The organism is Cytobacillus sp. FSL R5-0377, from assembly GCF_038004385.1.
GTDB lineage: Bacteria > Bacillota > Bacilli > Bacillales > Cytobacillaceae > Cytobacillus.
Genome location: NZ_JBBORA010000001.1, coordinates 593520 through 606936 on the forward strand (window position 1 = coordinate 593520; position 13417 = coordinate 606936).

Here is a 13417-nt window from a genome sequence, read left to right on the forward strand (position 1 = left end):
GTAATACCATCTCCTCTATTAAAAGAAGGAATACAGCACAGTGTATCCCTTGCAATTATATTATTAGTGAAGGCGATTTTTATTTTGGAATTCCTTCAGCTTTTTCGGTGTTACATCATTCCCTTTCGGATCAACGATTGTAACGCCTTTCAGCGTGTTTAACATGCCTGAGCGGAAAGTCTCCAAATACTCTTTGCGCAGCGAGGTCTGTTCTTTCGCTTCTGCTTCAGTCAGTCCGGATTCCTTGGCCTTCTTTGCCAATTCATTAATTCGGGCAAGTTTTTGTTTAGGCAGCATTTATTAAAACTCCTTTATATCAAAAGTTTACCTTTGAATAATCTGATGGAAGTTTTTATTATACAGCAGCTTCAGTTATGGAACAATACTGAAACTCAAATGCCATCATACTAAAAATGAGCACTTTTGACAAGAAAAGTGCTCTACTCTGAAAGTGAATCAATATATTCTTTATACCTTCTGTGGACAGTTGCTTTGGAAATATTATAGCCGAATCCCCTTAATGTCGCAGCAATCTCGGCAAATGTTAACTCGTTTTTCCTCAGCCGGATAATTTCCTCTATCGGCACCTCTATTCTTTCCCTGCCGCCACTTGCTCCCTGATTACTTAGGTTTTTCTCGGGCCTGTACCCTTTATCAACAGCCCGCTGCATGCCGCGTCTAATTTTGATGTTATGCAGCTTTCTCTGATACTCCTCTACCATTCCTACTATGCTCAGGACCATCGAATCTGATTCTGAAAGCTCCAGTTTGCCATTATTCGAGATGCTGTATAACTGGACTTCTTCTTTTAAAATACAATGGAGGATCGCAATTTTGGCATTCCCCCTCCCCAGCCTGGTTTCATCCTGGATGAGGACCACCTTTATCTCCTTGTTTTTAATTAAGTCTAAAAGCTCCAATATACCGTCCCTTTCAAGATCGTATCCGCTTGCCTGTTCGCGGATGACCTTGACTACTTCAAAGCCATTTTTTCCCGCCAGGTTCAAAAGCTCTTCTTCCTGCCTAGAAAGGGACGTTTCCTGAGTTTCCTTTGTTGTACTAACTCTGCAGTAAATAATTGCTTTCATAACTTCTCCTTATTCGTTAAGGTCTGAGCTGGCAAGCTCTTTATATGGCTGGTCATCCAGAGCTTTTACTGGAATGACAATTTCATCACCCGGAAAAATCCTTCCTGCCGCTATCCCATTATTTTGTTCAACCCAATTAATAAATTGATCTGTTGACATTGAATGCTCGGCAGAAAAATTTTCAGCAATCTTCCATAATGAATCCCCTTCTGCAACAGTGACTTTCACAAACTTTTCCGTATCAGGTGCTTCTATCTGTATGAGCATTATAAGCGATGCCGCCAAGCTCAAAACGAAGAGAATAATAGCATAAGAATATGATTTCCACAATTTGTTCAGCATAATTAACCACCCTCAAGAGAATATATGTTCGCATTTGATGTTTTTATTATAGACCGAACGTTTGTTTTGTGTCAATAAAAATTCGAACTTATGTTTGTATCATATGGTAATTGATGCTATAATTGAGACAACAAAAACACATACGAGGTGCGTAAAGATGGTGAAACTATCAAAAAGGCAGCAAGATATATTGGAGTTTATTAAAGAAGAAGTTAAGTTGAGAGGATATCCTCCTTCTGTAAGGGAAATTGGGGAAGCAGTCGGCCTGGCTTCAAGCTCAACTGTTCACGGTCATCTCGCCAGGCTTGAAAGCAAAGGGCTGATCCGCAGAGACCCTACTAAACCGCGCGCCATTGAGATTTTAGATATGGACGAAGCTTCAAATATCCCCAAGATCAGTGCAGTCAATGTTCCGATCGTTGGTAAAGTAACCGCAGGGCAGCCGATAACGGCAATTGAAAATGTTGAAGAATATTTTCCGCTTCCGGAAAGAATGGCACCTGCTGACGAGCATGTATTCATGCTTGAAATCATGGGAGAAAGTATGATTGAAGCAGGGATCCTTGATGGAGACTATGTAATCGTAAAACAGCAGAGCACTGCCAATAATGGAGATATCGTAGTTGCCATGACAGAGGAAGACGAAGCAACTGTTAAGAGATTCTTTAAAGAAAAAGACTTTATTCGTCTACAGCCAGAAAACTCCACAATGGAACCGATTATTCTCCGCAATGTTTCTATTCTTGGGAAAGTGATAGGCGTATACCGTCATATGCATTGATAGATTGTTAAAAAGCAGGCACCTCAGCCTGCTTTTTGTTTTTTTCCAATTTCAAGAAGGATATCAGTTCCTATTACCTGGTACTATCAGCAAAACGGTACGAAAGTAACTGATACTTTTCTTTTAGCATAAGGTTACAGTCATGTATGACTAATTTATCATTCAGAAAATTCGGTATTTTTATGCATATTATTTTATATTCATTTTCTATATAATGGTAATACACCGAGAATCAACCTAAGGTCGCTTTTCAAAAAATCTCGACTTTAGGAGTGTGAAGAAAAAATGTTTTTGAACATTACCTTCGCTTTGTTGATTGGTGGGCTGGTTGGTGTCGTTGGACATATTCGGAAAGAAGGCAAAATGGTTAAACCCAGAAGGACAAAAAAATTCATCTATCTGGGGGTCTTTGAAGAGGTAATCATGGGGGCTTTAGCGGCTGTTTTTTTGGTCGTTTCTTCAGATCCTGACTCTGCCTTAAAGGTAGTTCTCCTGGCAGTGATTGCAGGATTTGGAGGAGATGCACTGCTGACATGTCTCGATTTCTTAAAAATAAGACATAAAGAATAGAGAGATGCAGACGATATTTCTAGAAAAACCTCGTTCATCGCTGAGCGGGGTTTTTTATGTGCTCACTTGCGGAATCTTAAGTTCCCTAACTTTCAAAGTCATTTTTGTATGGATAACAATATGAAAAAAGCTTAGACTCTTCATTCAAAAAAGTCACGTTTTCTTGAATGAAGAGCACAGCAAGCTCGGTCAACTGTAAGGTACTCAATAATGTTGAAGGCTATTTATCTGGCCATTGTCGATTCTCTTACTAACAAACTTGGTTCTAGCTGAATTTTCTTTCTCTCAGATAATGGAACTTTCCCTTCAATCTTATCAATTAATATTTCACATGCCTTTCTCCCCATTTCAATAATGGGAGTAGAAATCGTGGTAAGCGGCGGATCTATTATGGACCCTAAGTAAACACCTTCATAGCCGCTTATGGAAATATCATGCGGGATAGAAAGACCTAATTTTTTGACAATCACATAGACAAAGGATGCCGTAATATCATTACAGACAAATAATGCTGTCGGACGATTGGTTTGTTTTAAGCACTCTAATAGCTGCGGATTCTCAGCCATAACTGTTTTGGAATCCGTATGATTATAGTTCGCTAAATTAAAAGGAACGAATAAATGCTCTTCAATAGGCAATCCATTTTCTTTTAAAGCATTTTTATAACCTTGCATTCTATTCACAACTTCTGAGGACGACTCTAAATGCTTATCGAATACAAATGCAATTTTCTTATGCCCCAGTTCAATTAAGTGCTTGGTCATTTTATAGCCGCCGGCAAGGTCATCACAAACCACATGATCAGCCTCTAATTCCTTGAAATACTTTGTATATAATACAAATGGAATGTTTGATTTTTGCAGGCGTTTATACGTCTCCACTTCATTGCAATGAAAAGCAAGAAATCCATCTACCATCATATGCCTGTATTTTTCAATAAGAGACTTCTCTACCTTGCTATCACATTCTGCAGGGCCAATGGAGATTGTATAGCCCCTTTCCATTGCATAGGGAATCGCCCCTTTAAGAAACTGATTTTGGTAATCATCATGTAAATAACCGCCTATTAGAAGGCCGATAATATGTGAACGGCCGCTATTTAGCCCCTGAGCCATACGATTGGGTATATATCCCAATTCAGCAGCTATATCTTTAATTTTATTAGCCGTGCTGGCACTGATCGATTTATCACCTCTAAGGGCTAAGGAAACGGTCATTTTTGACACACCAGCAATTTTTGCAATATCTTCTAATTTTACACGCTTCTTGATGGAACTCCCCTCCGACCATTGATGCCATTTAAGAATAATTGTATTATATCTAGCAATGCTTGACAATTTTATTTGAAGTTAATACCACTTATGTTTTTTAAAAATTCAGAATTTAATTGAGCATAACATATATTTATGGTAAACTAAAATTGTTACTTTACCGTTAAAGTAATCGTTATTTATTTTTTGTTAATCTACTTTACCGGTAAAACCAACGCAGTCATATAAAAAAAGGAGTGGATTGGTTGAAAACTAAATTGAAAGGCGCATCTATAATACTTACTAGTGCAGTTCTATTAGGTACTTCTTTCCTCAATTTTTCTCCGCTGGGTGCCATTGCGAAAGATGAAGGGAAAGTCGGGCAAAGCTACGGAAAAGTGAATCAAAATAATGTTAAATCTGTTCCAAATGCAAAGAAAAAAGATCAAAAGGATACCATTGTAACACCTGAAGAGAGTACTTTTTTTTCAACCGTATCCATCGAAGAGAACTCTTCTTATAACACTCCGAGTGATGGGGATTTATGGCCGGCCGCCTGGTCGGATGACGATATGCTGTATACAGCCAATGGTGATGGAAAGGGATTTGACCTAAATGCTCCATGGTCAGATATTGTGGTGAACCAAATTACAGCAGGACACCCTTCAACCAAAAATATTACCGGCAAAAGACTTTCAAGCGGCGATCAGGTAGGAACTGTCTGGAATGACCCATATGAATACAATCGCAAGCCGACAGGCATGATTTCTGTAGATGGAAATTTATATCTTGCTGTTCAGGATCTGAACAAGGGCGGAGGCTGGCGGGCATTCAATGATGCACCTTCTGCAACAATCCTAAAATCGGCTGATAAGGGAAAAACATGGACTTGGGATAAAGAAAAACCAATGTTTGATGACTATGTTTTCACTACCATCATGTTTTTGGACTATGGAAAAGATAGCGAGAACAATTCGGATGGGTATGTTTATGCGTACGGATTAGATTATAATTGGCGAGATTCATTCATTGACACTGTTGAAGATCCCACCAATCTTTACCTTGCCAGGGTTCCTAAAACAAAAATTCAGGATCGCTCCGCCTGGGAATTTTATGCAGGGGATTTAAACGGAAATCCTAAATGGAAAAAAAATATTAAGCAGAGAAAGCCAGTGCTGCAGGACGAAAGAAGAGTATACAGTAACACCCTTCATGCAACCAACCCTGACAATTCCACCGTTCTATCACAGGGAAGTGTTGTATATAACAAACCATTAAACCGATACATTTATACTTCATGGACAGAATTCACTTTTGAATTCTATGAATCTCCTACCCCTTATGGACCATGGAAGAAATTTTTATCAAAAGACTTTGGTGTCTATCCTTGGTTTAATCATCACCACGGAGGATATGGGGTTGTAATGCCGTCAAAATATATCAGTGATGATGGTACAGAAATGTGGCTGAATTCCAATACCTTTATGGGAGGAGTACAAAAATACAGTTTATCCTTTAGAAAACTTAAAGCTACTCCTTATAAAGCAACTGAACCAGCAAATGAAAGCAGCGATAATAACTTAGCACTTCCGGCTAACTCCAGCAATGTTACACCTGTCTCCAAATACAGTGCACATAATTCGAATCTAAGGTATTTAAATGACGGCAATAAAAATCAATCAGAAGACGATTGGAACGGGGAAAGAAAACAGGAAGACTGGTGGGGCTATACATGGTCACAAGCCTATAACATGAACAAAGTTGTATATACTACAGGTAATATGTTTAATGATGGCGGGTGGTTTAATGATATTAAAGTTCAGGTACGCCAAAATTTCAAATGGGTAGATGTCAACAACCTGCAAGGTGCACCTGCTTACCCAAACAGCAAAGATGCCGGCAAAAACCAAACCTACACCTTTACCTTTGATAAAACTTGGGGAGATGGTGTACGAATTATAGGTGCTCCAGGAGGCACAGCAGCCTTTACATCGATTGGAGAGTTAGAAGTATACTATAAATAATGGATCACGAGATTCCCGCCAATAAAAATGCTGGCGGGAATCTTCTTAATCCACTCACAGATACATGCAATGACATAAAAAATGATTCTCTAAATAATCCTCAATCGTTATTTTCGGGATCATTTAAAGAATCTATTGTCAGTTATTAATAATCAAAGCACGTTTTTAAGTCTTCCGGCTTTTGCGGGAGCGTGTCTGGTAATGGCAAACGCTCTTTGACTGGCAGAATTGGCTGAACAGCCTGATGCGGCTCCGTTTGGTACCAATATGCCGTACTGGAGTAATCATCGCTGCGGTTATTATTATGGCCGTGCTCGATCGTTACTTTAATCGATTTGTCGAACATAACGGGGTCCTGGATATGATAACGGTACGCCGAAACTTTCCCAGACCAGTTCGGGCCGCCGCCAAGAATGATGCCATGGTATGGCGCACAGACCTCCTGCTGTGGACACCAGGCTGTATTAAAGTAGTCTTCCATTCCTGTTCCGTGCAGGGACGGAGGCCATGGTTCTCCATCGATAAAAATCATATCGTCCCCCTCGCCATACCAGTTCCATTCATGTGTAAAGCGAAGGTTATGGATATTTAAGTTACATCCGACATAATGGCCTTTCCCTACGGCATCCAAAATCACATAGTTTCCGTCCCCGGTCGTATTCTTGCCCCCAAAGCTGTATAAGGCGTTGGAAATGCTGTCATCAATCCCATCGGTTAACTCCCTTTTCCATAGGGCATGGAAACGGAGCGGACTATCAATCTCTTTATCATATTGCTCATAATCTACATAATAATAGAATTTAATCGGATCATTGGCATTGCTTTCGATTTCAATTTTTGCTTTTTTTCCAAAAGGCATCGGGAAAAAGCAATTCAGGGCTCTTCCATCTTCCGGACTCATTTGCAGAGGTTCAGAAGAATAGTTCTTTGTAATACCATGCCCCATCCCGAAAAAATCACCGATTGGTGCTTGTACACTCGGATTTTCTTCTCCATCCCAATACATTCTAATCACTACTTTGCGATGAAGATATTCCTCAATAGAATCATCCAAAGGAGCCATGGTCATCCAAATATGGGTAATGCATCCTGATCCTTCAAGTTCGCAAATCGTTTGAACATCTCCTGGAAAAATCCGAATAAAATCTCTGTTGCCACCCGTTGTATCATAGCTTGATGCCCGTTTCCTTTTACTGTCTCTTACTCTATATAGATCTCTTAAAGATGAGCCTAAGAATGTCATACTTATACCCCTTTTCACTATTCATTGTTAGTACTTTTTATGAGATGGACTTATAGTTTTCCGCCGGACATTTTAATCCCGTCAACCAAATATCTTTGCATTGAAAAGAATACTATAAAGGTTGGTATTGCACACAATAAGGCAGCAGCCAGTACAATACTCCAGGATGTTTCGTAACCGCCTCCGACTATATTAGCTAAAGCAACCTGTACTACCCACAGCTCTTCCTTTTGATTAATAATCAGCGGCCATAAGTAATTGTTCCAGTTTGCTGTAAAGAATCCTATTGTCAGCGGAATCATCATTGGTTTTGATAGTGGAAGGACTATCCTGAAGAATGTCCCCGCAATAGATAACCCCTCCATATAGGCAGCTTCTTCTAATTCTTTTGGAAAATCACGATAAAATTGTTTAAATAAGAATATTCCATATGCATTAAAAATCATCGGTACAATTAATCCTAGATAAGAATTTGCCATACCTAAATTCTTTGTCACCATATAAAGCGGAATCATAATGACGGTAAACGGAACCATTAAGGTACTAATCATCCATCCAAATACAAGGTTTTTACCTGGAAAGTTCAATCGTGATAGCGCATAACCGCTCATTGAATGAAAAAGCAAGGCAATGATAGTAACAGCTGTTGAGACAATTAATGAGTTCCAGATGGCCCTTAGAATATTTGTTTCCAGAACAGCTTTAAAATTGTCCATAGTAAAAGCGAATATGTTGATATTTGGTTTAAAAACATCTTGTGGCGCTTTAAACGAACTAATAACCAGGAGGAAAATTGGCAATACGATTAAGATACCGCACGCAATTATAAAGATCGTTACAAGCCATTTATTTTTTCCCATGACCATTTGCACCTCCTAATCTTTATCGGTATAGACCCTTAACTGAGCAAGTGAAAGCACGAAAATAATTAAGAACAATACAACAGCCAATGCAGAAGCGTAACCCATATTTAAAAATTCAAAGGCTTGCTTATAAATATATAGCACACTAACCATCGTTGAATTTGCCGGCCCTCCCTTTGTCATAACCATGATTTGGTCAAATACCTGAAAGGATCCAATTGTTGTAACTATAAGTATAAATATCGTGGTAGGTTTCAATAATGGCAGCGTAATGCTCTTAAATGCCTTCCATCCCGTAGCTCCATCAATCTGGGCAGCCTCATAGTAATCATTTGGAATCTCCTTAATTGATGCAAGGAAAATCATCATATTATATCCGAGATTTATCCACAGGATTACCACGATAACGGACACCATTGCTTGGCTTGTTGATCCCAAAAATTGCTGATTTGGAATCCCTAAAAGATCAAGAAGCTGGTTAATGAATCCACTGCGAGGATCATATAAGAACATCCAGATAACAGCAGATATGACAGATGTGATCGCGAATGGAAGTAAAAACATTGTCCTTGCCAATCCTTCATATTTTCGCTTAATAGTATTCATCATGACTGCGAAAAACAGTGATAAGCCAACCAATAACGGAACATAAATTATGGTAAAAATAAGAGTCCTGTAAACAGACTTCCACCAATCTTTGTCCGAAGCTAACTTTTCGTAATTTTCAAATCCTATAAACACCTTTGGACTTAGCGCATTCCACTCATGCAGACTTACATAAAATGCATATACCATTGGCACAAAAATAAATACAGTCAGCCCTAGAAGATTGGGCAATAAAAAACCATATGCTGTTAATGCTTCTTTTCTCCTGTTTGTTAAGCCTTTCAATTTCATGTTCATGCCTCCTCGGCAAAATCGAGGTTTAGGATAAGAAGTCCGGAAAGCTTTATGAAAGCCCTCCGAACTTCCCATTATTATTTTTTCAGTGCTTCTTCAATTTTCTTGTCTGCCTCTTTAGCCGCATCCTTGCCTTTTGCATTTCCAAACATGACCTTCTGCATGGCTTCTCCCACTGCATCTACTACTTCAGGTCCATAACGGGGTTCTGGAATAGCAGAATCATAGATTTCTTCTGTAAAAACTTTACGCAACCCCTTATTATAAATTTGCTGTCCCTCTTCAACTACGGATTGACGAGGTGGATATGCAAATTTAATTTCAGTTGCCCATTTTAACGGACGGGACTTATCTTCAGCAAAACACCACATAATAAATTTAGCCGCTTCATCTACATTCTCACTTTTTGAATTTACGGCCATTTTCCAGCCACCTGCAGCCGTTGCCGGTTTTCCGCCTTCTGGAGTTGGAATTGGCGCAAGACCGAATTCTATATCTTTATACTCCTTTTCCAATACAGGAACCGCCCATGTGCCAGCAATAGTCATAGCTGCTGAACCTGTCCCTATATTAGCAGCATCCCATGGACCATATTGTAATTTGGACGGTGCAGAACCATCTTGGAAGAAAGATCCCCAATAGTCCAATGCTTTTGCTGTTTCAGGTGAATTAAAAGTAGATTTTATTCCCTCTTCATTTAAAACATTACCGCCCTGCTGCCATAAAAAAGGATACCAAATGAAGTTAAGGTAAGGACCTTTATCTGTTGGCAGTACAAGGCCAGCAACTTTATCGGTTGTTAACTTTTTAGCTGCAGCTTGTAATTCATCCCACGTTTTCGGTACTTGTACACCTGCATCTGCCAGCATTTTTTTATTGTAATAGAGTCCAAGTAATTCTAGTTCATATGGCAATGCAAGTACTTTATTGTCATAGGTTACTGCATCAATGGCAGCTGGAAGGAAATCTTCCTTTGCTCCATCCGGAAAATATGGATTTAAATCAGCCATAATTCCTGATTGTGCATACTTCGTAAAGTCTCCAGGGCTTACCATGAAAATGTCTGGCCCCTCTTCGTTTGCAAACGCTACAGGTAACTTTGTTGTTGTATAATCACTCTGGTTAAAGGCAGTGTACTTAATTTTTACTTTTTCTTTATGTGAGTCATTGTACTCTTTAACTAGATCTTCAAAAAATTTCTTTTCAGCCTCTGTGTGAAAATCCCAAAATTCCAGTGTTACCGCACCATCGGATTTTCCATCTCCGGAAGAAGGTTGTGTACTGCATCCTGCTTGAAAAACTAGTAATAACACAAGACTGAAAATCAATAACGGCTTCCAGAATTTCATATAATTGGCCCCCTCTGTACTAGTATTTTAACAGATATTTTGAAAACGATTACACATGATTTTTTTATGTAAAGACCTCCCCCTTTCCATAGAATTGCTTAAACACTTTCTGCTAAATTAATTGACTTTATGAATCACTGATTACCATTTTGATGGATCAGAAAATTCTCGACCTCAGCTTTATTTGGCAGAGATGGGATGGCACCTTCTCTTGTTACAGCTAATGCACCGACAGCATTGGCGAATTCAACCGCCTCCTGCAATGGTTTCTTATTGACAATCCCTACTGCAAGCGCACCATTAAATGCATCTCCTGCCGCAACCGTATCTACGGGCTGAACTTTATAGCTGGGAATATGAATAATGTCATTTTTATTGACAATTAACGACCCTTTTTCTGCAAGTGTAATCACTACGTTTTGAACACCCTTATCCAAAAGAACCTTCCCGGCAATCTCTGCATCTTCCAAAGTCAAGATCTTAATGCCGGTAAGAATTTCAACCTCTGTTTCATTCGGAGTCAAATAAGTTACTTTTTCAAGTAATCTCTCGCTTAGTTTTTGGGCCGGGGCTGGATTGAGAATAACAGGCACTTGCACCCCAGAGGCATAAGCAACAGCTTGCTCAATCATGCTGAGGTCCATTTCAAGCTGGACTATTAATAGCTCAGCATTTTGAATAAGTCCTTTTATACGATTCAATTCTTGTAAGTCATAATGTAAATTTGCTCCTGGAACGACAACAATTCGATTGTTTCCGCTTTCCTCCAGGGTTATGGAACCGACTCCTGTAGGATATTTAGAATCACATAAGATGTTTTCCGTATTAATTCCTTCATTTTTTAAAGTTACAATAAATTCATCACCAAATGGATCTGATCCCACTTTCCCGGCCATGGTAACATCCGCTCCAAGTCTTGCTGCTGCGACAGCTTGATTGGCTCCTTTTCCACCTGGAAATTTCGAAAAGTTTGAACCAATTACAGTTTCACCATTTTGCGGAAAACGGCCGGTCCTTACGACTAAATCCATCATAAAACTTCCAATCACTAAAATCCCCATACAATCTACATCCTTTAAGGTTATTTATTCGATAATTTCTTCCCTAAGCTGCCGCCAGGATGGTACAAATGAAAATCTTCCTTTTTAAAGCTTTTAGACATTGATAATGCTACAGCTAGTGCATCACCAATCACTAATGTAATAGTAGAGCTTGTAGTCGGAGCTAATCCAAGATGATCAGCTTCGCCTGCGTATTGGTAGGTTAGGGAAACATCACAGAATTGTGCAAGTGATGATCCAGGCTTGGATGTAATCGCAATTGTTCTGCAGCCAATCTTCATTAATGAAGGAATAAGACTAATTACTTCAGAAGTTTCACCGCTATTAGAAATTAAAATGACAACATCTTTTTGCTGAATCATTCCTAAGTCACCGTGGAGCCCTTCTGTACTATGCACAAAGAATGCCGGTGTTCCGGTACTAGCCAGTGAAGCAGCAATCTTTTTGCCGATATGGCCGGATTTGCCCACCCCGCTGACAATCACCTTTCCTTCACAGCTGCTAAGTAAATTTATTGCCTCTTCAAAATTCAGACCTATTTGATCAGATAATGCTGAAATAGATGAAGCCTCTGTTTCTATAACCCTTTTAATTTGCTCCAATATATTCATAAACTAACCCCTTTCCCTTGAAGCTATTTTCTAAAAACACTTGCATTACAATATGTAAACGTTTACACATTGCTAAAAAATTAATTTTTCATCTGGAAATTAGGTGTAATCGTTTACACATTTAACAAATAAAAATTACCTCAGCTAATCAATAAGACCATCTGTAATCATCAAAAATTACTTTACCGGTAAAACATTAATGTAAAAAAATATACAGAACTGTGTAATCGTTTACATAGAGTTTATAAAAAAAATCAAATAAATGCAATACTATTTTTATAATTTTTTGAATTTTTCATGATGACTGGAAGCGAAAAATTCGCTTCCTTTTTAGACAGGGCTGTTTAGAGCTGGGGTGATCGTCTCAAAAATTGGGGCTTCAACATTGTTGAGCAATCTTTTCAGCAATATTTCTCCCGTTCGTAGCCCCATTTCATATGGTGATTGTTTGATGCTAATAATCTTGGGTATTTTGATTAATTGATCTGCTTCATTTTCACCATACGATGCGATAATCAGATTTTTATAATTGGACATCCCATTTTGAGATAGCCTGAGCAGAATCCCAAAAGTCATCGTATTATTAAATGAAAGGATGGAAGTGGGTACTTCTGGCAAATTCAAAAAATAATCCGCAGCCTTGAATCCCCCCTCTTTGGTAAAATCTCCATTAAAAGTATATGCTGAATTTAAATCAATCCCATTTTCCTTCAAAGCCATTTTACATCCTTCAAAACGTTCCCAGCCTGTACTAACGGTTAAGGAACCATTTACGACTCCAATTCGAGTGTGTCCATGCTTAATTATATATCTGGTTAACTCATATGCCCCCTGAATGTTATCTTCAACCACATAATCTAAGCCTAATGTTTCGTTATTTATTTTTCTATCTACCAGGATAATGGGAATCCCCGCACTTTTTATTTTTTTTATATAGTCCTCATTTTCACCAGACGTAGCAAGTACTAGGGCATCCACCCTTTTTTCATATAAAACTTGCAGCATTTCTCTTTCTTTTTTAGGATTTTCATCCGCACTTGCAAAAATTAAATGATAGCCATTTTTATGAACAATGTCCTCAATCCCTCTGGATACTTTCATAAAAAAGGGGTTGGAAATATCAGGAACAATAATGCCAATCGTATTCGTTTGATGTTTCTTTAAGCTCCTTGCAATGGCATTAGGCCGATAATTTAATCTTTTGGCCGTTTCCAGTACTTTTTTCTTAACCTCATCGCTTGCATAACCACTATTATTTAGTACCCTGGATACAGTTGCCGTCGAAATATTTAATTCTTTTGCGATATCCTTGATTGTTGCATTATTCAACCTAAC

At 38.7% G+C, this 13417-nt stretch carries 14 protein-coding genes; 3 read left to right on the forward strand and 11 right to left on the reverse strand.

Annotation, left to right across the window (positions count from 1 at the left end; genetic code table 11):
• Window positions 1-63: 63 nt before the first annotated feature.
• From NSQ49_RS02925 to yneA, 3 genes are all read right to left on the reverse strand, one after another.
• On the reverse strand, window positions 64-297 hold the full coding sequence (locus tag NSQ49_RS02925) for a DUF896 domain-containing protein (protein WP_009330562.1): 234 nt from the start codon (window positions 295-297) through the stop codon (window positions 64-66).
• Window positions 298-440: 143 nt separating this feature from the next.
• On the reverse strand, window positions 441-1088 hold the full coding sequence (locus NSQ49_RS02930) for a YneB family resolvase-like protein (RefSeq protein ID WP_159867037.1): 648 nt from the start codon (window positions 1086-1088) through the stop codon (window positions 441-443).
• 9 nt (window positions 1089-1097) lie between these two features.
• On the reverse strand, window positions 1098-1430 hold the full coding sequence (yneA, locus tag NSQ49_RS02935) for a cell division suppressor protein YneA (RefSeq protein WP_159867034.1): 333 nt from the start codon (window positions 1428-1430) through the stop codon (window positions 1098-1100).
• Window positions 1431-1587: 157 nt separating this feature from the next.
• On the opposite strand from yneA, the gene lexA reads away from it, so the two are divergent.
• Both lexA and NSQ49_RS02945 read left to right on the forward strand, forming a co-directional pair.
• Window positions 1588-2211 (forward strand): transcriptional repressor LexA, encoded by a 624-nt coding sequence (gene lexA, locus NSQ49_RS02940; RefSeq protein ID WP_159867031.1) that lies wholly within the window; start codon window positions 1588-1590, stop codon window positions 2209-2211.
• Window positions 2212-2496: 285 nt separating this feature from the next.
• Window positions 2497-2781, forward strand: coding sequence for a DUF4257 domain-containing protein (locus NSQ49_RS02945; protein WP_009330566.1), 285 nt, complete (start codon window positions 2497-2499; stop codon window positions 2779-2781).
• Window positions 2782-3005: 224 nt separating this feature from the next.
• Here the strand turns inward: NSQ49_RS02945 and NSQ49_RS02950 are convergent, their stop codons facing one another.
• Entirely contained in the window at window positions 3006-4118 is a 1113-nt protein-coding gene (locus NSQ49_RS02950; protein ID WP_251282849.1) for a LacI family DNA-binding transcriptional regulator, read from the reverse strand.
• Window positions 4119-4297: 179 nt separating this feature from the next.
• On the opposite strand from NSQ49_RS02950, the gene NSQ49_RS02955 reads away from it, so the two are divergent.
• Window positions 4298-6055, forward strand: coding sequence for a hypothetical protein (locus tag NSQ49_RS02955; RefSeq protein WP_159867028.1), 1758 nt, complete (start codon window positions 4298-4300; stop codon window positions 6053-6055).
• A gap of 145 nt (window positions 6056-6200) precedes the next feature.
• Here the strand turns inward: NSQ49_RS02955 and NSQ49_RS02960 are convergent, their stop codons facing one another.
• From NSQ49_RS02960 to NSQ49_RS02990, 7 genes are all read right to left on the reverse strand, one after another.
• A complete protein-coding gene (locus NSQ49_RS02960; protein WP_159867025.1) occupies window positions 6201-7298 on the reverse strand; it encodes a glycoside hydrolase family 172 protein in 1098 nt (365 codons plus the stop codon).
• A 50-nt stretch (window positions 7299-7348) separates the two neighbouring features.
• Window positions 7349-8164: a carbohydrate ABC transporter permease gene (locus tag NSQ49_RS02965; RefSeq protein ID WP_201306561.1), complete on the reverse strand. Its 816-nt coding sequence runs from the start codon at window positions 8162-8164 to the stop codon at window positions 7349-7351.
• Window positions 8165-8173: 9 nt separating this feature from the next.
• A complete protein-coding gene (locus NSQ49_RS02970) occupies window positions 8174-9058 on the reverse strand; it encodes a carbohydrate ABC transporter permease (RefSeq protein ID WP_159867022.1) in 885 nt (294 codons plus the stop codon).
• 80 nt (window positions 9059-9138) lie between these two features.
• Window positions 9139-10410, reverse strand: a complete 1272-nt coding sequence (locus tag NSQ49_RS02975) for an ABC transporter substrate-binding protein (protein WP_251282848.1) — start codon at window positions 10408-10410, stop codon at window positions 9139-9141.
• A gap of 134 nt (window positions 10411-10544) precedes the next feature.
• A complete protein-coding gene (rbsK, locus tag NSQ49_RS02980; RefSeq protein WP_159867016.1) occupies window positions 10545-11471 on the reverse strand; it encodes a ribokinase in 927 nt (308 codons plus the stop codon).
• A gap of 20 nt (window positions 11472-11491) precedes the next feature.
• The gene (locus NSQ49_RS02985) at window positions 11492-12082 is read right to left on the reverse strand and encodes a KpsF/GutQ family sugar-phosphate isomerase (protein ID WP_159867013.1); all 591 of its coding nucleotides are present in this window, start codon (window positions 12080-12082) and stop codon (window positions 11492-11494) included.
• A gap of 330 nt (window positions 12083-12412) precedes the next feature.
• Window positions 12413-13411: a LacI family DNA-binding transcriptional regulator gene (locus NSQ49_RS02990; protein ID WP_159867010.1), complete on the reverse strand. Its 999-nt coding sequence runs from the start codon at window positions 13409-13411 to the stop codon at window positions 12413-12415.
• Window positions 13412-13417: the final 6 nt, after the last annotated feature.